The following is a 24635-nucleotide window of genomic DNA, read 5'->3' on the forward strand; positions in this document are numbered from 1 at the left end:
AGCTTAGTTTGGAACAATTTCGCTACCGTGAACACCAAATTGCTTAGCAGCGTAGGCAACGCGCTCTGCTGGTTTTGGGTATTCAGCCGGTGTGCCCAGGTTTTCAATATGATGCAAGCGAGGTAATAAACCTGCGCCGTTTGCAATCTGTATTGCTAATCCAGGGCGAGCGTTTAGCTCCAGTACCATCGGGCCTTCTTCTTGGTCTAAAACCATGTCCGTACCCATGTAACCAAGGCCTGTCATTTCCCAAGCACTTGATGCAAGTGTCAGCAGCTTTTCCCAATGGGGTACTTGTAGTAGCGCCAACTCTTTACCCGTATCTGGGTGGTGAGTCACTGGGTGGTCAAATTGAACCGCACGAACGGCTTTACCCGTAGCGATACAAATACCTACGCCCACAGCACCTTGGTGCAAGTTAGCTTTACCATCAGAAGCCGAAGTCGATAGACGCATCATCGCCATTACAGGGTAGCCCTTGAATACAATGATTCGTACATCTGGTACACCCTCGTAACTGAAGCCGTCAAAACACTCGTCAAACTTGATGAGGTTTTCAACTACAGCAACATCGTTCTTACCACCGAGTGAGAAAAGACCCGCGAGAGCGTTACTGATGTGGCGCTCTACGTCTTCTTCATTGATAGTCGAACCCGATGGCTTGGTGTAAACGCCGTCCTTGTGAGAAGTCACAACAAGGATACCTTTACCACCACTGCCTTGAGCTGGCTTGATTACGAAACCCGGCCACTCTTTTACCATCTTGTGGATTGTTTTTACTTCAGCTTGATGACCAATCACGCCAATCAGTTTTGGTACAGTAGCACCAGCCTGTTCAGCAATGATCTTCGTCTTAAGCTTGTCATCAACGAGTGGATACTTGGAACGATCATTGTAGCGACCAATATAACTATGGTTACGCTTGTTCATTCCCATTATGCCTTTGTCTTTCAACCTAAACGGTGAAGTAAACTGATCAAACATAACTTAGTCCTCCGCTAGCGGTTTAAAGCGACGAAGCTCGGTTAGACGGTATCCTGTGTAGTTACCTAGTAGCAAGATGGTCGCTAGAATAACAAGTTGTAAACCAATAAAGTTAAACGTTAAGTGCTGAATGAACGGGTTAGTCATGCCTAAGTAAACAAGAACCGCAGTGAATAGAGAACCACCACCTTGCAGCATTACTTCTTTCGCGCCTTCTTCTTCCCATAGGATAGACATACGTTCGATAGTCCAAGATAGGATAATCATAGGGAAGAACGTAATAGATAGACCTTCAGTCAGACCCACTTTAAACGCGACTACAGTAAACACAGAGATAATCATGATTACCGTGATGATTACGGCGGATATCCTGGCTACCAAGAGCAAGTTGAGTTTGGACAAGTAACTTCGAATAATCAGACCCGTACCTACAATAAGCAGGAAGCCAACAATACCCGTTACCAGTTGTGTTTGTACAAAGGCTACCGCAATCAGTACTGGCATGAACGTACCAGACGTTTTCAGGCCGATGATGACACGTAGGAACACAACAATCAGAGCACCGATAGGAATCAGCATGATGGTTTTAAACATCGCTTGCTCTTCTAACGGTAGGCTGTGAATTGAAAGGTTTAACAGTTGATCAGCAGAGACTTTACTATTGGTTGCTTCCGTTGGTGAAACCTCTTGAGCAATCATAGAGAAGTGAACTTTACTGTTCTGACCGCCAACAACATCCAGTAGAGAAACGTTTGATTCGTCCCAGATGAGTAGGTTTGGTTGAACTTGTTGTTCGCTTGATTCAGGAGAGAATAGAACCCACTCGTCGTTATCCCAGATCTGAATCATGTTTTGAATCGACTGACGACGACGACCATCTTCTAGCTCGATAACACCAACCACTTTGTTGTGTATTTTCGCCGCTGAAAGTAGCTTGTGTGTCGCTTCCACTTTGGTCATGTTGTTCAGAATCAGCGCTGAGTTTTGGCTGTCTGGATCATTAAGTGTTTTGATGAGCTCACGGGTAAAAGTGATATTGTCTGCAGAACGTTTCGTCGCTCTATCAATCAATGCAAGAGAAGCCGCTTCTTCAGGGCCGTCGAAGCTTGGTTGCGAGACTTCACCTTCTGGTGCGATAGCATCAACTTTTGCTTGGTTGTCGACTAGGAATTGTGTTTTGTAGTAGATGGTTTGAGGGCCATCTGCGTATCGAATAGACCACTCTGCGCGGCGACCTGATTCGGTATTCAAGTAAGAGATACCGTAACCCGGCGATGAAGCCGATTCGCCGATAAGTGTGTAGTTAGACTGAGTATGAGGAGCCGCTAAGGAAACTTTTGCTTCTTTGCCTACTGCGTTGAACTCGATGCGAGCTTCAACGTCCCAAACCTGTCTGGTTTCCCCTGGAGTCCAAGGTACACCGTAGGTCGTATGTCTGAACATACTCAGTGTTATACCTGCCACAATAAGCAGGAATATAGAGATATAAAATGGAATTCTTGACGTCATAGCTTACCCTACTATTGTTATTTAACTTCCGTTTGTACGTACTTTTTACTTACATCTACTAGCGCTATGTCTTTGATAAATTCGCGCCCTAGTAACACAGGGTGACTCATTTGAGAGCGATCCGCCAATGTAAATTGCGCTTTTTCATGGATTTTTCCAACTTTCACCCATAATTCGATCACAGCTCGACGTTCTGCTTGATCATTGGTTGATTGACGGATTTTTACATAACGTACAACAGGCGCTTCAATCCATTTCTGGTCTTCTTTAGCTTGGGCTTTGTCGTCTAGGTGAAATTTAACCCAGTTCTTGCCGTTACGTTCGAATTCTTTGATATCGACAGCGTTTAAAGAAGAGGTGGTTGCACCTGTATCAACACGAGCATCAAAGCTTTGCTTGATAGAGTCGATAAACACTTTTTCGATGCCGCCAAGGATAGTCGGTTGTGATATAGGAGCGATAGGAGCAACGGCAATAGCGACCGGTTCCTCTTCCTCTAGCTCTTCAATAACCTTGTGTTCCATGCTCGTTAGATGGGTATCTAATTGACTAGAAAGGGTAGTAATTTCGTCTTCTAAGCTTTCAATATAGTCACTTTGATTGCTTAGTTGCAGTTCAAGATTTTGAACCTTATTTGCGATGTTTGTCTCTGAGCGGGCAATAGCGTCGAGAGTTTCTTGGTGGTAGGTAGCACCATTTGTAAGAGTACAACCAGAGAGCAAACCAACCGCCACAATAGGCGATAATCGCTTAAACATAAAAAAACCTTTGAGAATTAGAGAATAGTTCAGACTATTTAGAAGTTTAGCCCACAAAAAAGGATGCGTGAAGCATCCTATTGTAAGAGTCTGGTCATATTGAATCGCAATGTGAGCGCTACGCCAATTATTGCTATTTGGAATAGCTCACTTATTAAACACAAGTCAATTTTTGTTCAATTCTTAAGCTAAGGAAGCAAGGTTCACCGCGAAATTAACAGTGGCTTTTTGACCATGCAAGCAATTGTTTTGCTGCCTTAATAGGCTTGTGCTTTATTTACTCAATATGCCACTGCTTTGTGGGCAGTAAATCTATGGCTTTGTTGCTACCAGAATCGCACGTCTCGGTGCAGGGTGACCTTCAACCGTTTTACTTGGATCGTTCGGATCGAGGTAATCTGGAAGAGAGTTGTGTGTCATCCATTCTGTGGTGCGTTGTTCACCAATTGTCGTGACATTTTCGTCAACGATTCGTACGTCTTCAAAACCAACTTGTTTTAGCCAGCGTTTCAGTGCGCGAGCTGAAGGGAAGAAGTAGACGTTTCTCATTTGCGCGTAACGGTCAACCGGAACTAATACTGCGTTCTCATCGCCTTCAATCACCAAGGTTTCAAGAACCAGTTCACCGCCAGACACCAATTGGTCTTTCAGTTGAATCAAGTGGTCCAGTGGTGAACGACGATGGTAAAGCACACCCATGCTGAATACCGTGTCGTAGGCTTCTAGCTTTGGGAGCTGCTCAATACCTAGAGGTAATAGGTGAGCTCGTTGGTCATCGCCCATCAACTTACGAATTGCTTCAAACTGAACCAAGAATAGGTGGGAAGGATCGATACCAACCGTTAAGCGAGCACCTTCACCCAGCATGCGCCACATGTGGTAACCATTGCCACAACCTACATCGAGAACCGAACGGTTTTTTAATGGAGATATATGTGGAAGCACACGATCCCATTTCCAGTCACTGCGCCACTCTGTATCGATATGGATGTCGTGAACCGTATAAGGACCTTTTCTCCACGGGTGGAAAGTCTTCAATAAGCTTTCTAGCTTTTTCAGTTCGCCTGTGTGGTATGGCGTAGAACTACCAATCGTCACTGAATTTTTCAGGTCAACTTGATCTGGCACGTCTTGTGGAATCTTGTTTAGTGCACGTAGCCAGCGGTCAAAGTCACCGTGCTCTGCATTTTGCCAATCGGTCAGTTGCTGTGGCAGGACATTTAGCCACGGCTGAAGGCGAGTATCTTGGGCAATAAGTTGATAAAAATTGGCAAAATTAAACATAGGTTTTCACTGAGTTGGTGGTGTAGAAATTAAATTTGTCACTCCATTAAGAGTGTGGACAAACATGCTAGGGAATCTCGTTTATCGTGTTTGATAAGAGATCCCCAATTCGTTTGTTCCTCGCTCTTGAGGATGACATTTTAGTACGTGCTAACGGTGTCGCGACGGTTACGTAATCTAAAATGTTTACTTTATCGCGAACATTGAACCAAAGTTGAAACATTGGAACCAGACTTCGCTGCTTGAGAAGCCAATCTTATCAAATCGCTCTCTGTGAACAGGGATCGAATCCGGGCGCATCACGTTTTCAATTGCGCTACGTTTCTGACTTACTTCTAGCTCGCTGTACCCGTTAGCACGTTTGAAATCATGGTGCAGGTCGATAAGCAGTTCATTTGAGCTTTCATCTTCGAATACGTATTTTTCTGACAGGATTAAGATCCCGCCTGGGCGCAAGCCAGCATGAATTTTCTCAAGCAGAGCGTATCGATCGTCTGGAGAAAGAAATTGCAGCGTAAAGTTAAGCACCACAACAGAAGCGTCTTTGATTTCCACTTCACGGATGTCGGCTTCAATCACTTCTACCGGTGTGTCACTGCGGTAAGCATTAACGTGCAATTTGCAGCGCTCAACCATGGCTTCTGAATTATCGATCGCGAAAATCGTGCAGCCTTCTTGCTGAATGTGACGACGCATAGAAAGTGTCGCAGCACCAAGCGAGCAGCCAAGGTCGTAAATATTTGAGTGTGGCTTTACAAAGCGCTCAGCCAGCATGCCGATTGCAGAGATGATATTGCTATAGCCAGGCACTGAACGTTGAATCATATCCGGAAATACTTCAGCAACCCTTGCATCAAAGGTGAAGTCTCCAATTTTATCAATAGGAGCGGAAAAGATATTGTCTGTGTTGCTCATAGCATTTTCTCTCGACAGTCAGCGTAATTGGCACAAAATTCGTACCAAATAAAAGGGGGCGTATTTTACGTAAAAAAAACGCCACTGTCACGAAAACTGAGATTTAGCTCAAGGTTCGAAGCTACTTACAAGTGAGAGGTTAAAACATCGAGATTTGGTGATTGCCTTTTTGAGCTGGAAACTGAGCCAGTTCGGGCAGTAATAATGATGTATTTTCAGAGACTTGCTTTTGTAGCCTCTTATAAATAGCAATCGCAAGTTCAGGTGCGTGGTTATTGTCTGGGGTGTGGATCATTAAATAGGGCTGCTTGTCTTCATTAAGCCAGTTTGGGATTTTGGCAAACCAAGGCTTAAAAAACTCAATATTAGGTTCTTGGTCTGGGTGACCAATAAATCGAATCATCGGGTTATTGGCGGTAGCAATTGCATGAACAGGAACACGCGGTTTTTTCTGATGCGCATCGATCACCGCTTCTGTGGTGGGTGGCGCAGAGAAAACGGGGCGGCTGTCCATAATGATGCGATTGATGCCTTCCTCAACCAGCCATTGGTTGAAGCGTTTTTCCGCATCGCCCTTATCAAAGAAACCTAAGTGTCGAACTTCGACGCCAAGCTGCATATCTTTTGGGAATAAGGTGCAAAACTTTTGTAGGGCAGGCAGCATGCTGGGCTCAAAACTGTGCGGCAGCTGAATCGTCCATTGACCAATACGGTCATGCAGTGGCGACATCGTCATCAAGAACTCTTTGAGTTCGGCTTGGCAGTGTCTCAGTTGTTGCTGGTGGGTGATGAATTTGGGCAATTTGAAGGTGAACTTGAAATCATCGTGACTGGCGGCTTTCCAATTGTGAACGGTAGACATACTTGGCGTAGCGTAAAAGGTGGTGTTGCCCTCAACGGTATGGAAAACTTGGGTGTATTTTTCCAAGCGTTCGGCAGGCTTGGTGCCTTTACCGTAGAACTGACTTTGCCACTCAGAATGAGACCACATAGTTAATCCAAGTCTTAGAGGTAAAGTTTCTGTTGTTATTACACGATTATCCATCTATTACACCGTTATCCATCACGCCATCAGTCATTACAAAAAGTTTTTGGGTTGAAACGAAAATCTACTTTACGAGAGTTTTGCTGATTAAGGTACTTTCGAGATATAATTATCGCAATTTTTTCGGTTTTGATGAATCTTTGCGCACTTGATGGGCTAAAAAGCAGCAAAGCCAGATAAAACACAATAAATTCGAATGTGGAAGGTCGATTTTAAGCGAGTTTCCGCGTATAAATGTTCCTTTGCTCTGTTGTGTGGAATGACCACTGACAGCTTGGAAATTAGTAAATAATTAAGAGATTGGGAAATTCATTATGCGTACCCATTACTGTGGTAACCTGAACAAGTCCCTGGCGGGACAAACTGTAGAATTGTGCGGCTGGGTAAACCGTCGCCGTGATTTAGGCGGTCTTATCTTTATTGATATGCGTGATCGTGAAGGCATCGTTCAGGTTGTTGTCGATCCAGATATGAAAGATATCTTCCCGATCGCTAACCAACTGCGTAATGAATTCTGTATCAAGTTTACTGGTGAAGTACGAGTTCGTCCGGACAGCCAAGTAAATAAAGACATGGCTACTGGTGAAGTAGAACTTTACGCGACGGGTCTAGAGATCATTAACCGTTCAGAAGCGCTTCCACTAGACTTCAACCAAACGAACTCTGAAGAGCAGCGTCTTAAGTACCGTTACATCGATCTTCGTCGTCCAGAAATGAGCGACCGTATTAAGCTTCGTGCACGTGCTTCTAGCTTCGTTCGTCGTTTCCTAGATGAGAACTTATTCCTAGACATCGAAACGCCAGTACTAACGAAAGCGACACCAGAAGGTGCTCGTGACTACCTAGTACCAAGCCGTGTTCACAAAGGTAGCTTCTACGCACTTCCTCAATCTCCTCAGCTTTTCAAGCAACTGCTGATGATGTCTGGTTTTGACCGTTACTACCAAATCGTTAAATGTTTCCGTGATGAAGATTTACGTGCTGACCGTCAGCCTGAATTTACTCAAATCGATATCGAAACATCTTTCATGACTTCTCAAGAAGTACGTAACGTGACTGAGAAGCTTGTTCACGATATGTGGAAAGAACTTCTAGATGTTGAACTAGGTCAATTCCCAGTAATGCCTTTCTCTGAAGCGATTCGTCGTTTCGGTTCTGATAAGCCAGATCTACGTAACCCACTAGAGCTAGTGGACGTTGCTGACTTGGTTAAAGATGTTGAATTCAAGGTATTCTCTGGCCCAGCTAACGACGAAAAAGGTCGCGTAGCAGTTATCCGTGTTCCAGGTGGTGCTAAGCTAACTCGTAAGCAAATCGACGGCTACGCTGAACACGTAAACATCTACGGCGCGAAAGGCCTAGCTTGGATGAAGGTTAACGACCGTGCTGCAGGCATGGAAGGTATTCAATCTCCAGTTGCTAAATTCCTAAGCGAAGACGTAATCAACGGTATTCTAGATCGTACTCAAGCTGAATCTGGCGATATCATTCTGTTCGGCGCAGACAAAGCGGGCATCGTTGCTGAAGCAATGGGCGCACTTCGTCTTAAACTAGGTACGGATCTAGAGCTAACAGACACATCTGCATGGGCTCCACTGTGGGTTGTTGACTTCCCAATGTTCGAAGAAGACGGCGAAGGTAACCTACACGCAATGCACCACCCATTCACATCACCACTAGGTGTGAACGCGGAAGAGCTAAAAGCGAACCCAGCAGCAGCAAATTCTGATGCATACGACATGGTAATCAACGGCTACGAAGTAGGCGGCGGTTCTGTACGTATCCACAACGCAGAAATGCAAACAGCGGTATTTGGTATCCTAGGTATCGAAGCACAAGAGCAACAAGAGAAGTTCGGCTTCCTACTTGAAGCGCTTAAGTACGGCACGCCACCGCACGCTGGTCTAGCATTCGGTCTTGACCGTCTAGCAATGCTGCTTTGTGGTACTGAGAACATCCGTGACGTTATCGCATTTCCGAAAACAACAGCTGCAGCATGTCTACTGACAGACGCGCCAAGCCTAGCGAACCCAGCATCACTGGAAGAGCTAGCAATCGCAGTTAAATTGGCAGAGAAAAAAGAGCAAGCGTAAGCCTGTTATCTTTTCTTGTTGATGAAGAGATCCTAGTTGATAGAGAGCTCTCAATTAATTAGCCAAGACTTGCCAGTAAATTAGAGAATGCCCGTTAATTTGACGGGCATTTTTTTTTGCGTTCGATATACTAAGCTCATAAAGCATGTATAAATAATCAGTATTGAAGTTATGTCTATTATCTTAGGAATTGACCCTGGCTCGCGTATTACCGGCTATGGCGTGATTCGTCAAAATGGTCGCCATCTATATTACTTAGGTAGCGGTTGTATTCGCACCTCTGAAAAAGAACTGCCGGGCCGACTCAAACAAATCTACGCCGGTGTGAGCGAAATCATCACTCAGTTTCAACCGGATGTGTTTGCGATAGAACAGGTCTTCATGGCGAAGAATGCGGATTCTGCACTTAAGCTGGGACAAGCGCGTGGCAGTGCGATAGTGGCAGCGGTAAATGCTGATCTCCCCGTTCATGAATACGCGGCTCGTTTAATTAAGCAAGCGGTGACGGGTAATGGTGGTGCGGACAAGTCTATGGTTCAGAACATGGTGATGAGCATGCTTAAGTTACCCGCTAAACCACAGGCCGATGCTGCCGATGCTCTAGGCGTAGCGATCACTCACGCCAACACCAATAAAACTTTGGTAGCTCTTGCTGGTAAAGCGACAGGCGCGAGAAAAGGGCGCTACCGTTAATCCCATCCCTCTATTTTCTAATAGCTTGCATTACATGAGCCTTACGCCTCGTTTGGCTCAGTTCAAAACAATACGCCCCTAAATCCTTGATGAAATGAGATCTTTCGAACACAAACCAAATAATAACATTGCGCATCATTTAACATGTTATTAACATTGGTCAGAGGTCTAACAAGTTAATCAAGGATGATCACTGATGAACCCTATCAAGCTGTGGCGCGCGTTGTTTCTACCCAAAAGTAATGGGTGGAGTAACAACCAAGTCAGACAAGCCGATATCTTATTACTCTTTACCTTTATCGCCTTCTTTGTGGGTGTCTACAGCTTAATTAAATGGACAAAGCACGAAGAGCAACTTCTGATCACCACATCTGTATTCCTTATCGTGTTTGAACTGATCTCCGCACTGCTGTTGCGTGTTACCAGTAAACCCAGCCTTGCACTTAGCTTTGGTTTTGTCGGGATGGCAGTACACGCGTTGAACATCATCTACCAAAGCGGTGGTGTGGTGGCGTCAACACAGGCTTATTGGGTGCCTTTGTTAGTGGTCGCTTTTTTCTTGTCGGGAACTCGAATTGTCGCCCTTGTATGGAGTGGGTTAGTGATTGGCGTTTCTTTGGTGATGACTTCAGCTCATCTTGATGGCTTTGAATTTCCGCAGTTAGTACTTACTCCGGAAGCGGTGGTGGTTGAAACATGGTCTGGTGTGATCATGCCGCTGGTGGTGATTTGCATTGCTCAAGCGTTTACCGCTAAGCAAAAAGAGGTGGCGATTGAAATGGCAGAAGATGCGATCTCGGAAAGCCAACAGATTGCCAATCAAGCGACGCAAAGTGAAGGTCGACTTTCTATTGTCCTAGACCAAGCTAACTCAAACTCTGAAAGCTTACAGGGCGTATCTGTCCATTTAGATCAGCAGTCTCAAGACCTGCATGCTCAAGTTGAAGTGTTGAACATCAATTGCGAATCTCAGGCGAGTGCAGCAGAACAGATGAGCCAACAACTGCATCAAATGACTCAAGGCATCGAAGAATCTAATTCATTTGTGGGTGAGCTAAAAGAGCGCAGCGAAGCGGTCGGAATGAAAGCGCAAAAGAGCTCAGAATCACTAGAAGCCTCAACCAGTGCAATCAGCCAGATCATTCAAAGTAATCAAGAAATCATGAAAGTCGCTGATTTGATTACCTCGGTTGCCGAGCAAACCAACCTATTAGCACTCAATGCAGCTATAGAAGCGGCTCGTGCCGGTGAGCAAGGACGAGGTTTTGCGGTAGTTGCAGACCAAGTGAGAGAGCTATCGGCGAAAAGCAGCCATTCCGCGATAGAAATTCGAACCTTATTAGACCGAAGTAAAGAAGAAGTGGAACATGGCAGAGCCATCATTGAAACTACGGCCAATGAAATGAACGGCATTATCTCTGAGGTGCAAACCATCTCGACCGATGTTAATCAGCTCACCAATATTATGGCGATGCAGATGAGCTCATTGAAAGAACTCGATCTCGCCAGTTCAGAAGTGGCGCAGAGCGTTGCAGAAACCAAATCCGTGTCAAGTTTAGTCGCTAATTATGGTTCTGAACTGACCGGGCATGTCACCTCAGTAAAAGAACTGGTCGAAAGCTTAAACAGCGTGGTTTCCCAAGCTAAGCAAGCTTAAATAAATCATCCTAATAAACACAAAGAACTGGATAAGCATCCAGTTCTTTTATATTCTGTCCCTCAAATTATATTCCATCAAGAGAGTGAATTGTGATCGGACGTCTACGCGGTACATTAATAGAAAAACAGCCACCAGAATTACTAATCGAAGTGAGTGGCGTTGGCTATGAAGTTCAAATGCCAATGAGCTGTTTTTACGAATTACCAAACGTGGGCGAAGAGGCAATCATCTACACGCACTTTGTTGTACGTGAAGATGCGCAGCTACTTTATGGTTTTAACACGGTTAAAGAGCGTGCGCTGTTCCGTGAAGTGATCAAAGCGAACGGTGTGGGCCCTAAGCTAGGCCTTGGCATTCTTTCAGGCATGACGGCTAGCCAGTTTGTTCAAAGTGTTGAACGTGAAGACATCTCGACGCTGGTTAAACTTCCGGGTGTGGGTAAGAAAACCGCTGAACGTCTGGTTGTTGAAATGAAAGACCGCCTGAAAGGGTGGGGCGCGGGTGACTTGTTTACTCCAGCGACAGATGCAGCTCCGATTGATTCTATGCCAACCGTTCACGACGCGGAAGAAGAAGCGGTAAGTGCGCTACTTGCATTAGGCTACAAGCCGACTCAAGCTTCCAAGGTGGTTTCTCAAGTGGCTAAAGATGGCATGACCAGCGAACAGTTGATTCGCGAAGCTCTGAAATCGATGGTTTAATACCCAATATACTTGTTCGACAAAATAGACTCATTCACTTTGCCTTTACACAGAGTCAAGAAGCGCAGAGTCAACAAGAGCATAGTTAGGAATAGCAGAATTTATGATTGAAGCCGATCGCCTTATTGCACCGGATAACCCAGTATTCAAAGATGAAGATGTCATTGATCGTGCAATACGCCCTAAAGCACTGGCTGACTATCAAGGTCAGGATCACGTTCGTGGCCAGATGGAGATTTTCATCAAAGCGGCACAACTGCGTAACGAGGCGCTCGACCATCTGTTGATATTTGGCCCTCCAGGCTTGGGTAAAACCACGTTGGCGAACATTGTTGCCAATGAGATGGATGTCAACATTCGTACGACTTCAGGCCCTGTTCTAGAAAAAGCAGGCGACCTAGCGGCGTTACTGACCAATCTCGAAGAAAATGATGTCCTGTTCATTGATGAGATTCACCGTTTAAGCCCTGTGGTTGAAGAGGTGTTGTACCCTGCAATGGAAGACTACCAATTAGATATCATGATTGGTGAAGGCCCAGCGGCACGCTCTATCAAGATTGACCTTCCTCCTTTTACTTTGATTGGCGCAACCACTCGTGCTGGCTCACTGACATCGCCGTTACGTGACCGTTTTGGTATTACTCAGCGTCTTGAGTACTACAAGGTTGAAGATCTACAAAACATCGTTCAGCGCAGTGCAGATTGCCTTGGTCTTTCTATGGAGTCCGAAGGGGCGCTAGAAGTTGCTCGCCGAGCTCGTGGTACGCCACGTATTGCTAACCGTCTACTGCGCCGTGTTCGTGATTATGCGGAAGTAAAAGGCGACGGGCATATTTGTCCGGAGGTTGCTGACAAAGCGCTAAACATGTTGGATGTCGATGCTAAAGGTTTCGACTACATGGATAGAAAGCTTCTACTCGCAATTATGGAGAAGTTTGGTGGCGGTCCAGTGGGTATCGATAACATGGCAGCCGCGATTGGTGAAGAGAGAGACACCATTGAAGATGTGTTAGAGCCTTATTTGATACAGCAAGGTTATCTACAAAGAACGCCAAGAGGTCGAATCACCACTGACAGAGCGTATTTACACTTTGGAATAGATAAACCCTCCAATCGCTAATTTATTCATTTTTAAAGATCCCAGTTGCATAAGCACTGGGGTTTTTGCATTTTACTGAATAACAACTCTTTGCGCGAGTCGCTATAAAACTCAAATAGGGCTGTTCAAAAATGAAAACTTTGATTTCAGGTTTGATTTGGCTAACAAAAATTGAAATAAGTTGTCATATTTCTTGTTAATACTTTATGGGTAGTTGTGACTTGAATGTTGATGGTGTGCTGAGGTTTTGTCACAGCTATCATGCAGTGTTATTAAGACAAGCCGAATTGGTGTGATTTTAATCATAATTGTACAAAATTAACCCTATTTTGCACGAATAAATTTGATACAAATCAACGCAGGGTTCTCCCATAAACCTTTTGAAACATACTGATTTTACCAGTAATATTAGCGCCAGCTATATTAGCTCATGCTTAACAATAATCTAACTATAACGGTACGTTTTTGCTACAAATTTCAAGTTGTAATAACAATTCTACAAATTGTTTTAACATGGATTTTTGAGGTGAATAATCACACAAGTGTCATTCAGCCGACACAAAGGAGTTACCATGATTGATGTTGTTGATCTGTCGCGATTGCAGTTTGCATTTACAGCGATGTATCACTTCCTATTTGTTCCACTGACTTTAGGTATGGCATTTCTACTTGCCATCATGGAGTCTGTTTATGTAATGACTGGCAAGCAAATTTACAAGGACATGACCAAGTTCTGGGGTAAATTGTTTGGTATTAACTTTGCTCTTGGTGTAGCGACAGGCTTAACCATGGAGTTCCAGTTTGGTACTAACTGGTCGTACTATTCTCACTATGTTGGCGACATCTTTGGTGCTCCGCTAGCTATCGAAGCGCTTGTTGCATTCTTCCTAGAGTCTACTTTTGTTGGCCTTTTCTTCTTCGGTTGGGACAGACTGTCAAAGCGTCAACACTTAGCGGTAACTTGGTTAGTAGCACTAGGCTCTAACTTCTCTGCGCTTTGGATCTTGGTAGCAAACGGCTGGATGCAAAACCCAGTGGGTGCGGAATTTAACTTTGAAACCATGCGTATGGAAATGGTGAGCTTCGCTGAAGTTGTACTAAACCCAGTAGCGCAAGTTAAATTCGTACACACAGTAGCGTCTGGTTACACAACGGGTGCGATGTTCATCCTTGGTATCAGCTCATACTACATTCTTAAAGGTCGTGACCTTGCCTTTGCTCGTCGTTCTTTCGCGATTGCAGCGTCTTTCGGTATGGCGGCGATCTTGTCAGTAATCGTACTAGGTGATGAATCTGGTTACGAGCTTGGTGAAGTTCAGAAAGTGAAGCTCGCTGCGGTAGAAGCAGAGTGGCACACGGAAGAAGCACCAGCAGCATTTACTGTTTTTGGTATTCCTAACCAAGAAACAATGGATACTGACTACGCAATTAAGATCCCTTACGTAATGGGTATCATTGCGACGCGTTCTCTTGATAAAGAAGTAACGGGCTTGCGTGACCTACGTGATGATCACGTTGATCGTATCCGTACTGGTATGTACGCTTACGAACTTCTAGAAAAACTACGTGCAGGCGATAAGTCTGAAGAAAACATGGCAGCGTTCGACGAAGTGAAAGGTGACCTAGGTTACGGTCTACTTCTTAAGCGCTACACAGACAACGTTGTTGACGCAACAGAAGATCAAATCCAAATGGCTGCGGATGATTCTATCCCAACAGTTTGGCCTCTATTCTGGTCATTCCGTCTGATGGTTGCTTGTGGCTTCATCATGCTGTTTGTATTCGGTGCGGCGTTTGTTCAAACGTGTCGTCAGAAGATCGAACAGAAACCATGGGTACTTAAAGCAGCACTATTCTCAATCCCACTACCTTGGATTGCGATTGAAGCAGGTTGGTTCGTTGCTGAGTTTGGTCGTCAACCATGGGCGGTTGGTGAAATCCTACCGGTTAACGTTGCTGCATCAGCACTAACTATTGAACAGCTATGGACTTCTCTATTCGCTATCCTGGCACTGTACACAGTGTTCCTGATTGCAGAAGTTTACCTAATGCTGAAATTCGCACGTAAAGGTCCAAGTAGCTTGAAGACAGGCCGTTACCACTTCGAACAAAACGATAACTCTGTTGAAGACAAAGTTAGCCGTTCAGTTGAAGTATAAGTGAGGGAATATTAATGTTTGATTACGAAAGCTTACGACTCATCTGGTGGATCCTAATTGGTGTATTACTGGTAGGTTTCGCAGTAACAGATGGCTTTGATATGGGTGTTGCAGCACTTTCACCGGTTATCGGTAAGAGTGACACTGAACGTCGTATCATGCTGAATACGATTGCCCCTCACTGGGATGGTAACCAAGTTTGGCTTATCACTGCGGGTGGTGCACTGTTCGCAGCTTGGCCACTGGTTTACGCAACGTCGTTTTCTGGCTTCTACTTCGCAATGTACGCGACGTTAGCAGCGCTTTGGTTACGACCACTTGCACTTGATTACCGTTCTAAAATCGAAGACCCAAAATGGCGTAAAACGTGGGACTACGCACTTTGCTTTAGTGGCACAGTTCCGCCAATCATCTTCGGTGTAGCATTTGGTAACCTACTACAAGGTGTTCCATTTGACCTTAACGATCTAATGATGTCTAAGTACCACGGCACATTCTTCGCTCTGCTAAATCCGTTTGCATTGCTATGTGGTGTGTTGGCTCTGATGTTGTTCGTGACGCAAGGCGCAACATGGCTACAAATGAAGACAACAGAAGCGCTGCACGCTCGTGCTCGTAACGTTGCTCAGATCACAGGCCTAATCTCAATTGTTCTGTTTGTTATTGGTGGGTTCTGGGTTCAATCTATCGAAGGCTATGTCATTACAAGCACGATTGACACGTTCGCAGACTCTAACCCGCTAAACAAAGAAGTATCACTTCAAGTTGGCGCGTGGATGACAAACTTCGAGACGTACCCAGCAATGTGGGCAGCACCGATTCTTGGTGTGGTTATGCCACTATTCGCTGTGATTGCATCTCGTCTTGAGCGCGGTGGTTTCGCTTTCTTATTCTCGAGCCTATCTAACGCTGGTGTGATTTTAACGGCTGGTTTTGCAATGTTCCCATTCGTAATGCCATCAAGCCTGAACCCTGACCATAGTTTGACTATGTGGGATTCAACAGCGAGTGAGCTAACGCTTGGTCTTATGACTGTCGTTGCGGCGGTAATGGTTCCTGTGATTCTTGGCTACACAACTTGGACATACTACAAAATGTTCGGTCGTCTAGATAAGAAACACATCGAAGATAACGACGTTTCAGCTTACTAAGCTAGAAGTGAAATAACTTAGGAGAAATTTTATGTGGTATTTCGCATGGATTTTGGGTGTACTTCTAGCATGTGCATTCGGCATCATCAATGCTCTATGGCTTGAGCATTCTGAAATGATGGACAAAGACAGTGAGTAATCTCGCAGAGCAAGTTGCTAAGCTGCATCAACCAATGGATAAGACTCTGTTAAGAGCTTTATCCTTAATATTGGGTTTCATGCATGTCGGTTTGGTAATGTGGGATCCTGAAGCGTATGCGACAAGCATCGGTGGCTTTAACGCGATCATCGGGCCAATGTTTATCTGGGCAGTATGCTCAAGCATGGTTTACGGTATCGGATTTAAGCCAAGAGCTTGGATGTGGCAGCTGCTGTTTAGCCCGTACGTTTCGCTCACAATTTTGCTCTACCTAACGGTGTTGCGCCTTATCTAAATAAGGTTGTGAATTAGGTTTATAACAAAGTAAACCTGAGTAACTGTTGGGTTTTTAGTCAAAAAGAGGTCATCTTATACAGATGGCCTTTTTTTTCGTCTCCAAACTCAAAAAATTCACAGCGATATACTATTAATGATAAGGAGTTAGGTTATAGTAATCTCTTTACCGTTTTAGGGTTGTGGAATCAATTTGCAGGGATTATCTAAGCCGTTTACGTGGCCAGTAACCGTATATTACGAAGACACCGATGCCGGTGGCGTGGTGTACCATTCTAACTATCTCAAGTTTTTTGAACGCGCTCGAACTGAGATGTTGCGCTCAATTGGCGTTTCTCAGCAGATATTATTAGAACAAAACATCGGTTTTGTAGTCCGACATATGGACATAGATTTTATTCAAGGCGCGCGCCTTGATGATTCTTTACAAGTCATTACAAATATTTACGAGTTGAAGCGAGCTACCTTGGTCTTCTGTCAAGAGATCGTAAATCCTGATGGCAAAGCATTGTGTAAAGCAATGGTTAAGGTAGCATGTATCGACAATCAAAAAATGAAACCAAAGGCAATGCCAACATTTATTCTTACGGAGCTAACGAATAGTGACTGCTGAAATCTCAATCTTAGGCCTAATTTTAGAAGCTAGTTTACTAGTGAAGATGGTCATGCTGACTCTTATGGGCATGTCTGTTGTGTCTTGGGCGATGATCATAAAAAGAAGTAAAGTGTTATCTCAAGCTTCTAAACAAACTGAAGTGTTTGAAGATAAGTTCTGGTCTGGTGTTGATCTGGCTAAATTGTACCAAGAGAGCAATAAGCGCAAAGATGAGCTTTCTGGTACCGAAGAGATTTTCTATGCAGGCTTCACTGAATTTGCTCGCCTTCGTAAATCAAACGCAACGTCTCCTGACTTCATCATGGAAGGTACTGGCCGTGCAATGCGCGTTGCAGTAGCTCGCGAAGTAGACGAACTTGAAACGAACTTACCTTTCTTAGCGACAGTCGGTTCTATCAGTCCTTACATCGGCCTATTTGGTACGGTTTGGGGCATCATGCACTCATTCATCGCATTAGGTGAAGTGAAGCAAGCGACGCTCGCAATGGTTGCTCCTGGTATTGCAGAAGCACTGATCGCAACAGCAATGGGTCTATTCGCTGCGATTCCAGCGGTAATGGCGTACAACCGCTTCAGCAGCCGAGTAGGCAAGCTAGAACACAACTACGCGACTTTCTCTGAAGAGTTTCACAGTATTCTTCACCGTCAAGCGATGGCTGGCAGGGAATAATAGATGGCTGGATACCAACCTAAAAAACGCAAAATGACAGCAGAGATTAACGTTGTACCTTACATCGACGTTATGCTTGTTTTGCTGATCATTTTTATGGTGACTTCGCCGTTTGTTACTCAAGGCGTTGACGTTGAATTGCCTCAGGCTTCAACGGCTAAATCGGCACAAGACCTACTGGGTGACGACAACGCAAGTTTCATCATCGTTGAAGTGAACAAAGACGGTGAACTTGGCTTGAGCGTTAATGACGAAGAAGTACAGCGTGGCTTATCAATGGAAGATATTATCGTCCGTGTGAAAGCCGAGTTGTCTCTGAAGCCAAACTCTCCAGTGGCGGTTGGTGGTGATGCCGCAACGCCATACGCTGAAGTGGTTTTATTACTTGATGAATTAAGCCGTGCAGGTGTGCCAAAGGTTGGCCTTTTAACGGATATAAGGGAATAGCTCCGTAGCATTCATGAAAGCGAATAATAAAAAATCCAATAATTTCAGATCACCGCTTCTTATTTCTCTTGGGCTGCACGTCATTTTATTCGTTGCGCTCATTTGGGGGGCGGATTTCACGATGTCAGAGCCAAAGCCTACAGGGCAGATGGTTCAAGCAGTGGTGATTGATCCTCAGTTGGTTCGCCAGCAAGCTCAACAGATTCGTCAACAAAGAGAAGCGGCAAGCAAGAAAGAGCAAGAGCGTCTTGACAAACTCAGACGTGAAAGCGAACGACTTGAAAAGAATCGTAAAGCTGAAGAAGAAAATATTCGCAAGCTAAAAGAACAGCAAGCGAAAGAAGCTAAAGCAACTCGTGAAGCTGAAAAGCGTCGAGTTGAGAAAGAGAAACAACGCAAAGCTGAAGAAGCGCGTTTACAGCAAGAGCAAAAGAAAGCCGCTAAAGCCGAAGCTGACCGTAAGCTAAAAGAAGCTGCGTTAGTGAAAGCCGAGAACGAGCGTAAAGCCAAAGAAGCGGCAATCGCAAAAGCTGAACAAGAACGCGTGGCAAAAGAAAAAGCAGCGAAAGAGGCAGCAGACAAAGCTCGTAAAGAGAAAGAAGCCGCTGAACTCGCGGAAAAGCAACGCATAGCGAAAGAGAAAGAAGCGGCAGCCGCAGCAGAGAAAGCCCGTAAGGCAAAAGAAGCTGCAGCAAAAGCAGAAAAAGAGCGTAAACAACAAGAAGCCGCATTGAACGATATCTTTGCTGGGCTTGAAACTGAAGCGACTCAAAACTCTTCAGCAAGACAACAATTTATCACTGATGAAGCGCAACGTTACGGGGCTATCTATACCCAACTGATTCAACAGAACCTGTTGTTAGAAGACAGCTATCGAGGACGCTCATGTCGAGTGAACCTTAAGCTGATTCCAACGGGCTCTAACGCGATATTGGGTAGTTTGAGTATCTTAGATGGCGATAGCCGTTTATGTGCAGCAACCAAGCGTGCGGTGGCACAAGTACAATCTTACCCGTTGCCTAAAGACCCAGACATTGTGAACTCACTGAAAGACATTAACTTAACTGTATCACCAGAGTAAAAGGACGAACTTGTGTTAAAGAAACTATTACTGAGTTTTGTTTTCTTAATAGCTACAAGCAGCCAGTTTGCACATGCAGCGCTGGAGCTGGTTATTACAGACGGTATTAACTCTGCAAGACCTATCGCTATTGTACCTTTCCGTTGGGAAGGCTCAGAGCCATTGCCACACGATGTATCAGCGGTTATCGCTTCTGACTTACAGCGCAGTGGTAAATTCAGCCCAGTTGCGACAAGCAAAATGCCTCAAACGCCTTACAGCGAAACTGAGGTTAACTTTGATGCTTGGACTAACCTAGGTGTTGACTCATTGCTTACCGGTAGTATCACTAAAAATGCCGAAGGGCAGTATGTGGTGAATTACCAATTGATCGATATTGTTCGTGGTCAACTGACCAAAGGACAAAGTCGTGCGCTGAGTGATGAAGGCCAATTAGTGCTTTCTAAAGATCACGTTCTATTCAATAAGAAGGCTACGGTTCCTGGTAATCGCTTGAGAGAGTACGCACACCGTATCTCAGACCTAGTGTATGAAGAGCTAACTGGTGAGAAAGGCGCGTTCTTAACTCGTATCTCTTACGTGGTAGTGAACGATAAAGACAAGTACCCGTATCAACTTCGTGTTGCTGACTACGATGGCTTTAACGAGCGTTTAGTACTTCGTTCTAAGCAGCCTCTCATGTCTCCAGCATGGTCACCAGACGGCAAAAAGCTAGCTTATGTGAGCTTCCAGAATGGCCAAGCTGAAATATTCATCATGAATATTTACACGGGTGAACGTGAGAAAGTGACGTCATACCCTCGTCACAATGGTGCGCCAAGATTCTCGCCAGATGGTAAAACATTGGCATTGGTATTGTCGAAAACGGGCAGCCTTCAGGTGTACACACTTGACCTTGCTAGCCGTAAGCTGACTCAAATTACCCGCGGCCGTTCGAATAATACTGAACCATTCTGGCACCCAGATGGCAAGTCTCTTATTTTCACATCGGATCGTGGTGGTAAACCACAGATTTATAATGTAAATTTGTCCAATAATTCGACTTCTCGTATTACTTGGCAAGGTAGCCAAAACTTAGGTGGCCAGATCACTCCTGATGGTCGATTCATGATCATGGTGAATCGCAGCAACTCAGGTTTTAACTTGGCTAAGCAAGATTTGGAAACCGGTGCGGTTCAGGTACTAACAAAAACATTGTTAGATGAGTCTCCAAGTATTGCACCGAATGGAGGTATGGTTATCTATAGCTCTATTTACAACAAAACAAATGTACTATCGATGGTTTCTATCGATGGACGTTTTAAAGCTAGATTACCGGCAACTAACGGACGCGTAAGAGCGCCTGCATGGTCACCGTTCCTCTAGGGAAAATTACATATTCTTTTAGCTATTGATAGTGTTAACTATTGTGGCATTTAACTATCTATAGCACTCTTAGTCGCTGTAGAAACTAAGTTTGATAACGTAAGGAAAAAAAGATGCAACTTAACAAAGTTCTTAAAGGCTTGATGATTGCACTACCAGTGATGGCAGTAACGGCATGTAGCTCAACTGATGAAGCAACATCTGCAACATCTGGTACTGAAAGCAACCAAACAACTTCAGGTTCAGAAGGCAATGTAGACACAACTGTTGTAACGCCAATTGACGCTAGCGGTCAACTGTCTGAGCAAGAGCTTAAAGAGCAAGCGCTACGTGAAACTCAAACAATCTACTTCGCATTCGATAACTCTACTATCGCTGGCGATTACGAAGAAATGCTAGCAGCTCACGCAGCATACCTAGTTAAGAACGTTGACATGAACGTTACTATCGAAGGTCACGCTGATGAGCGCGGTACTCCTGAGTACAACATCGCACTTGGCGAGCGTCGTGCACAAGCTGTAGCGAAATACCTACAAGCTCTAGGTGTTCAAGCTGACCAAATCTCTATCGTAAGCTACGGTGAAGAGAAGCCACTTCTTCTAGGTCAATCTGAAGATGTGTACGCTAAAAACCGTCGCGCAGTACTAGTTTACTAATTTTAGTAGACTATATAATTGAGGAATTGCCTCATGTTCAGTAACACAAAGCGAGTCATTTTGCTTTCGTTACTGGCAAGTGCAGCGAACACCGCGTTCGCTGCACCAGCTCCAGTATCCGATCTCAATAGCACCGCAACCAATTCATCATCTTCCTCTCGATCAGCATCTAACGAATCAGATATTGAGCGTTTAGAGCGCCTGCTTCAAAATCGCAATCTCGTTCAGCTTCAAATGCAACAGCAAATCGACGACATGGCACTGGAGATCAGTGAACTTCGTGGTGAGCTGGAACGAAACAGCTACGATATGAAGCAAATGCTAGAGCGTCAGCGTGAACTGTTCATTGAACTGGATCGCGTAAGAGGCGAGGTGAAAGCAGCAGGAACAGCAACGGTAGCAGTGGCGGCGAGCGAAGGCTCTAAAGACGCTTCTGGTACGTTCAGTACTGATGTGGATGAGCAAACTGCTTATCAAAATGCTGTAGATATGATTCTAAAGCAACGAGACTACACGGGTGCTATCGCTGCATTCCAAAAGTTTCAAAAAGACTTCCCAGATTCTACCTTCACGCCTAATTCTCATTACTGGTTAGGTCAGCTTTATTTTGCTAAGAAGCAAGATAAAGAAGCCGTGAAAAGTTTTGCCGCTGTTGTATCTTACAAAGACTCAAATAAGCGAGCAGATGCACTGGTTAAGCTTGGTGACATAGCAGCGCGCAACAACAACGCGACGCAAGCTAAGAAATATTACCAACAAGTCGTAACCGAGCACCCAAACAGTGCTTCGGCTAAAGTGGCCAAAACCCACTTATAACCAAAATAGGGGTGCTTAGGCGCCTCTTTTTTATACCTGTTCACTTCCGTTTAGTGTTTACTTCTCTTGCTAGTGATGACAACACATCGCCTTGTTTATGCGTTTTAAGCATTAGCTAGTCACCGCTTGCAACCAATCCTTTTTGATCCCAATCGCTGTCCTGTGTAGAATACTCGGATTCTCGGAAGAAGTTGCGTAGAGCAAGAGCAATGAGTCATATACTAGATAAAATCGATACAGTTTACCCGTTTCCGCCTAAGCCAGTTCCATTGAGCGACGCTCAGAAACAGGCCCACATCGCAAACATCAAAAAACTACTTCAAGAAAAAGATGCAGTTCTAATTGCACACTACTACACCGATCCTGAAATTCAGGCTCTGGCAGAAGAAACTGGTGGTTTCGTTGGCGATTCATTAGAGATGGCTAAGTTCGGTAACCGTCACTCAGCAAGCACTTTGATCATCGCTGGTGTTCGTTTCATGGGTGAGTCTGCAAAGATTCTTACTCCTGAAAAACGCATTTTAATGCCAACACTTGAAGCTGAATGTTCGCTTGATCTTGGCTGCCCAGCTGACAAATTTACAGAATTTTGTGATGCTCACCCTGACCACACTGTGGTTGTATACGCGAACACCTCTGCAGCTGTTAAAGCTCGTGCAGACTGGGTAGTTACGTCGAGCATCGCTTTAGAAATCGTTGAAAGCCTAGACGCTGAAGGCAAATCCATTATTTGGGGGCCAGACCGTCACCTAGGTTCTTACATCGCAAATCAAACTGGCGCTGACATGTTGCTTTGGCAAGGTGAGTGTATCGTTCATGATGAGTTCTCAGCTGATGCTTTGAAGAAAATGAAATCGGTATACCCAGAAGCGGCTATCTTGGTTCACCCAGAATCACCAGCAAGCGTGGTTGAACTGGCTGATGCTGTAGGCTCAACAAGCCAACTGATCAAGAAAGCAAAAGAGCTGCCTCATCCACAGATGATTGTTGCGACAGACAAAGGCATCTTCTTCAAGATGCAGCAATTGGTTCCTGAAAAAGAGCTGATTGAAGCGCCGACAGCGGGTGCTGGTGCAACGTGTCGTAGCTGCGCACACTGTCCTTGGATGGCAATGAACGGCCTTGAAGCGATTGAAAACGCGCTTGAGAATGGTGGTGAGCAACACGAAATCTTCGTTTCTGACGAATTACGCGTGAAGTCTCTTATTCCATTGAACCGCATGCTAGATTTTGCAGAGCAGTTAAATGTGCAGGTAAAAGGTAACGCGTAAGTCGTTCTTTTATCTAACCAATAAAAAAACCAGCCAATAGTGCTGGTTTTTTTGCATCTGCGTATAGGCCGCCAATATCAATCTTGTGGTCATGTATCTTTTTCTGATGATACATCTTGTTGATATCGCGTATTTTTTCTAGCATGTAAGTAAGAGGAAAAGATTAGAGGCTCGAATGATAATCTGGTTACAACTCAAACGCTGGATCAAAGCAAACATCTTTGTTTTGAATGGCAAAAACTTACTGTTCACTTTTCTTGGCTACATCGCTTTATCGTGGTCGATGCTGTATTTGGCGGGTGAAACAGATTTAACCAGTTCGGTTACCGTATTCGCTTACTACTTGGTGGTGACGGCTTCTACGGTTGGTTATGGTGATTTATCACCGACCACGGTAGCGGGGCAGTGGATCGTTATTCTATTTGTGATTCCAGGCGGGTTGAGCCTTTTTGCCGCGTTGCTCGGTAAAGTGGCGACAGAAGGTGTTGAATATTGGCGAGCGGGCTTGCTAGGAAAAAGGAGAGTTAGAGTGGACAACCACATTTTGATGTTGGGGTGGAATGAGCAAAGAACCATTCATCTCATCCGCATGCTACAACACGAAGAAACGGGTAAACGACCAATCGTGCTATGTACGCGTTCAGATATCGAGAACCCGTTACCCGGTGAAATCAATTTCGTCAAAGTAAACAGCTACACCGATGGCAAAGAGATGGAGAAAACGGGCATTGAGTCTGCAAGTTGCATCCTGATTGATAACCCAGAAGACGACATTACGTTATCTGCGGCGCTTTACTGTGCCAACCGAAACCCTAAAGCGCACCTTCTTGTTTACTTTAAAGATGAAGCGCTGAGCGATTTGTTACACAAGCATTGCCCTAACTCAGAATGTATTCCAGCGGTGGGTGCTGAGATGCTAGCAAAGGCTGCGGTAGACCCAGGTTCCAGTGCGCTTCACCAAGAATTATTGAGCTCAACAAGAGGCATGACACAGTATTCAACGTATTTCCCTGAAGACGCTGAGTCTGTCACCGTCGCGCCTATTTTCTCAGTGTTTAAAGAGAAGTATCAAGCAACTCTGATCGCCATTGATACGGGGAGCGGTATTGAACTCAACCCAGAGTTAGATCAAGTGGTCAGCAGTGGCACTAAGCTGTTTTATATTGCTGATGAGCGAATTGATGACTTCGATTGGAAAGGCTTCTAAAGCGACTATTTTATTTCGTCTG

General features: G+C 44.8%; 24 protein-coding genes. 18 read left to right on the forward strand and 6 right to left on the reverse strand.

The window, feature by feature from the left end; all coding sequences use genetic code 11:
- Positions 1–3 precede the first annotated feature (3 nt).
- The 6 genes from ACED41_RS10730 to ACED41_RS10755 all read right to left on the reverse strand — a co-directional run bounded on the left by ACED41_RS10730 (position 4) and on the right by ACED41_RS10755 (position 6495).
- On the reverse strand, positions 4–984 hold the full coding sequence (locus tag ACED41_RS10730; RefSeq protein ID WP_029235462.1) for an alpha-L-glutamate ligase-like protein: 981 nt from the start codon (positions 982–984) through the stop codon (positions 4–6).
- 3 nt (positions 985–987) lie between these two features.
- A complete protein-coding gene (locus ACED41_RS10735) occupies positions 988–2493 on the reverse strand; it encodes an inactive transglutaminase family protein (protein WP_029235905.1) in 1506 nt (501 codons plus the stop codon).
- A gap of 17 nt (positions 2494–2510) precedes the next feature.
- Entirely contained in the window at positions 2511–3251 is a 741-nt protein-coding gene (locus tag ACED41_RS10740) for an ATP-dependent zinc protease (protein ID WP_371724947.1), read from the reverse strand.
- A 312-nt stretch (positions 3252–3563) separates the two neighbouring features.
- Complete coding sequence (gene cmoB / locus ACED41_RS10745) at positions 3564–4535, reverse strand: tRNA 5-methoxyuridine(34)/uridine 5-oxyacetic acid(34) synthase CmoB (RefSeq protein WP_371724948.1); 972 nt, start codon at positions 4533–4535, stop codon at positions 3564–3566.
- Positions 4536–4721: 186 nt separating this feature from the next.
- Positions 4722–5450: a carboxy-S-adenosyl-L-methionine synthase CmoA gene (gene cmoA, locus ACED41_RS10750; RefSeq protein WP_017062083.1), complete on the reverse strand. Its 729-nt coding sequence runs from the start codon at positions 5448–5450 to the stop codon at positions 4722–4724.
- A gap of 139 nt (positions 5451–5589) precedes the next feature.
- Positions 5590–6495: a DUF72 domain-containing protein gene (locus ACED41_RS10755; RefSeq protein WP_371724949.1), complete on the reverse strand. Its 906-nt coding sequence runs from the start codon at positions 6493–6495 to the stop codon at positions 5590–5592.
- Between the two features lie 314 nt (positions 6496–6809).
- Between ACED41_RS10755 and aspS the strand changes: the two genes are divergently transcribed.
- From aspS to ACED41_RS10845, 18 genes are all read left to right on the forward strand, one after another.
- Entirely contained in the window at positions 6810–8588 is a 1779-nt protein-coding gene (gene aspS / locus ACED41_RS10760; RefSeq protein WP_017062081.1) for an aspartate--tRNA ligase, read from the forward strand.
- Positions 8589–8759: 171 nt separating this feature from the next.
- Entirely contained in the window at positions 8760–9281 is a 522-nt protein-coding gene (ruvC, locus tag ACED41_RS10765; protein WP_004736470.1) for a crossover junction endodeoxyribonuclease RuvC, read from the forward strand.
- A gap of 196 nt (positions 9282–9477) precedes the next feature.
- The gene (locus ACED41_RS10770) at positions 9478–10938 is read left to right on the forward strand and encodes a methyl-accepting chemotaxis protein (RefSeq protein WP_136973579.1); all 1461 of its coding nucleotides are present in this window, start codon (positions 9478–9480) and stop codon (positions 10936–10938) included.
- A 92-nt stretch (positions 10939–11030) separates the two neighbouring features.
- Entirely contained in the window at positions 11031–11642 is a 612-nt protein-coding gene (gene ruvA, locus ACED41_RS10775; protein ID WP_017062079.1) for a Holliday junction branch migration protein RuvA, read from the forward strand.
- 103 nt (positions 11643–11745) lie between these two features.
- Complete coding sequence (gene ruvB, locus ACED41_RS10780; RefSeq protein WP_371724950.1) at positions 11746–12762, forward strand: Holliday junction branch migration DNA helicase RuvB; 1017 nt, start codon at positions 11746–11748, stop codon at positions 12760–12762.
- A 551-nt stretch (positions 12763–13313) separates the two neighbouring features.
- On the forward strand, positions 13314–14900 hold the full coding sequence (cydA, locus tag ACED41_RS10785) for a cytochrome ubiquinol oxidase subunit I (RefSeq protein WP_061032863.1): 1587 nt from the start codon (positions 13314–13316) through the stop codon (positions 14898–14900).
- Positions 14901–14914: 14 nt separating this feature from the next.
- The gene (cydB, locus tag ACED41_RS10790) at positions 14915–16051 is read left to right on the forward strand and encodes a cytochrome d ubiquinol oxidase subunit II (protein WP_371724951.1); all 1137 of its coding nucleotides are present in this window, start codon (positions 14915–14917) and stop codon (positions 16049–16051) included.
- 31 nt (positions 16052–16082) lie between these two features.
- A complete protein-coding gene (cydX, locus tag ACED41_RS10795) occupies positions 16083–16190 on the forward strand; it encodes a cytochrome bd-I oxidase subunit CydX (protein ID WP_000270284.1) in 108 nt (35 codons plus the stop codon).
- Positions 16183–16485: a cyd operon protein YbgE gene (gene ybgE, locus ACED41_RS10800; RefSeq protein WP_261884621.1), complete on the forward strand. Its 303-nt coding sequence runs from the start codon at positions 16183–16185 to the stop codon at positions 16483–16485. Before cydX ends, ybgE begins: the two co-directional genes overlap by 8 nt.
- A gap of 192 nt (positions 16486–16677) precedes the next feature.
- Positions 16678–17097: a tol-pal system-associated acyl-CoA thioesterase gene (gene ybgC / locus ACED41_RS10805; protein WP_371724952.1), complete on the forward strand. Its 420-nt coding sequence runs from the start codon at positions 16678–16680 to the stop codon at positions 17095–17097.
- A complete protein-coding gene (gene tolQ / locus ACED41_RS10810) occupies positions 17087–17770 on the forward strand; it encodes a protein TolQ (RefSeq protein ID WP_017062073.1) in 684 nt (227 codons plus the stop codon). The genes ybgC and tolQ overlap by 11 nt, the downstream gene beginning before the upstream one ends.
- A 3-nt stretch (positions 17771–17773) precedes the next feature.
- Entirely contained in the window at positions 17774–18217 is a 444-nt protein-coding gene (gene tolR, locus ACED41_RS10815; protein ID WP_017062072.1) for a protein TolR, read from the forward strand.
- 13 nt (positions 18218–18230) lie between these two features.
- Positions 18231–19298 carry a cell envelope integrity protein TolA gene (gene tolA / locus ACED41_RS10820; RefSeq protein WP_017062071.1) on the forward strand — a complete coding sequence of 356 codons (1068 nt, stop codon included), beginning with the start codon at positions 18231–18233 and terminating at the stop codon, positions 19296–19298.
- A gap of 12 nt (positions 19299–19310) precedes the next feature.
- On the forward strand, positions 19311–20663 hold the full coding sequence (tolB, locus tag ACED41_RS10825) for a Tol-Pal system beta propeller repeat protein TolB (protein ID WP_017062070.1): 1353 nt from the start codon (positions 19311–19313) through the stop codon (positions 20661–20663).
- A gap of 113 nt (positions 20664–20776) precedes the next feature.
- Positions 20777–21319 carry a peptidoglycan-associated lipoprotein Pal gene (gene pal / locus ACED41_RS10830; protein WP_065585132.1) on the forward strand — a complete coding sequence of 181 codons (543 nt, stop codon included), beginning with the start codon at positions 20777–20779 and terminating at the stop codon, positions 21317–21319.
- Positions 21320–21352: 33 nt separating this feature from the next.
- Positions 21353–22135, forward strand: coding sequence for a tol-pal system protein YbgF (gene ybgF / locus ACED41_RS10835; RefSeq protein ID WP_017072257.1), 783 nt, complete (start codon positions 21353–21355; stop codon positions 22133–22135).
- Between the two features lie 209 nt (positions 22136–22344).
- Positions 22345–23406, forward strand: coding sequence for a quinolinate synthase NadA (gene nadA / locus ACED41_RS10840; RefSeq protein ID WP_065585133.1), 1062 nt, complete (start codon positions 22345–22347; stop codon positions 23404–23406).
- Between the two features lie 175 nt (positions 23407–23581).
- Positions 23582–24613, forward strand: a complete 1032-nt coding sequence (locus tag ACED41_RS10845) for a potassium channel family protein (protein WP_017063519.1) — start codon at positions 23582–23584, stop codon at positions 24611–24613.
- The last annotated feature ends 22 nt before the right edge of the window (positions 24614–24635 follow it).

It is taken from the genome of Vibrio sp. 1F255 (genome assembly GCF_041439145.1).
In the GTDB taxonomy this organism is placed as follows: domain Bacteria; phylum Pseudomonadota; class Gammaproteobacteria; order Enterobacterales; family Vibrionaceae; genus Vibrio; species Vibrio crassostreae_C.

Coding starts and splice junctions, on each gene's coding strand:
- ACED41_RS10730 (WP_029235462.1), bottom strand. CDS start 984: ATGTTTGATCAGTTTACTTCACCGTTTAGGTTGAAAGACAAAGGCATA.
- ACED41_RS10735 (WP_029235905.1), bottom strand. CDS start 2,493: ATGACGTCAAGAATTCCATTTTATATCTCTATATTCCTGCTTATTGTG.
- ACED41_RS10740 (WP_371724947.1), bottom strand. CDS start 3,251: ATGTTTAAGCGATTATCGCCTATTGTGGCGGTTGGTTTGCTCTCTGGT.
- cmoB (WP_371724948.1), bottom strand. CDS start 4,535: ATGTTTAATTTTGCCAATTTTTATCAACTTATTGCCCAAGATACTCGC.
- cmoA (WP_017062083.1), bottom strand. CDS start 5,450: ATGAGCAACACAGACAATATCTTTTCCGCTCCTATTGATAAAATTGGA.
- ACED41_RS10755 (WP_371724949.1), bottom strand. CDS start 6,495: ATGGATAATCGTGTAATAACAACAGAAACTTTACCTCTAAGACTTGGA.
- aspS (WP_017062081.1), top strand. CDS start 6,810: ATGCGTACCCATTACTGTGGTAACCTGAACAAGTCCCTGGCGGGACAA.
- ruvC (WP_004736470.1), top strand. CDS start 8,760: ATGTCTATTATCTTAGGAATTGACCCTGGCTCGCGTATTACCGGCTAT.
- ACED41_RS10770 (WP_136973579.1), top strand. CDS start 9,478: ATGAACCCTATCAAGCTGTGGCGCGCGTTGTTTCTACCCAAAAGTAAT.
- ruvB (WP_371724950.1), top strand. CDS start 11,746: ATGATTGAAGCCGATCGCCTTATTGCACCGGATAACCCAGTATTCAAA.
- cydA (WP_061032863.1), top strand. CDS start 13,314: ATGATTGATGTTGTTGATCTGTCGCGATTGCAGTTTGCATTTACAGCG.
- cydB (WP_371724951.1), top strand. CDS start 14,915: ATGTTTGATTACGAAAGCTTACGACTCATCTGGTGGATCCTAATTGGT.
- cydX (WP_000270284.1), top strand. CDS start 16,083: ATGTGGTATTTCGCATGGATTTTGGGTGTACTTCTAGCATGTGCATTC.
- tolR (WP_017062072.1), top strand. CDS start 17,774: ATGGCTGGATACCAACCTAAAAAACGCAAAATGACAGCAGAGATTAAC.
- tolA (WP_017062071.1), top strand. CDS start 18,231: ATGAAAGCGAATAATAAAAAATCCAATAATTTCAGATCACCGCTTCTT.
- pal (WP_065585132.1), top strand. CDS start 20,777: ATGCAACTTAACAAAGTTCTTAAAGGCTTGATGATTGCACTACCAGTG.
- ybgF (WP_017072257.1), top strand. CDS start 21,353: ATGTTCAGTAACACAAAGCGAGTCATTTTGCTTTCGTTACTGGCAAGT.
- nadA (WP_065585133.1), top strand. CDS start 22,345: ATGAGTCATATACTAGATAAAATCGATACAGTTTACCCGTTTCCGCCT.
- ACED41_RS10845 (WP_017063519.1), top strand. CDS start 23,582: ATGATAATCTGGTTACAACTCAAACGCTGGATCAAAGCAAACATCTTT.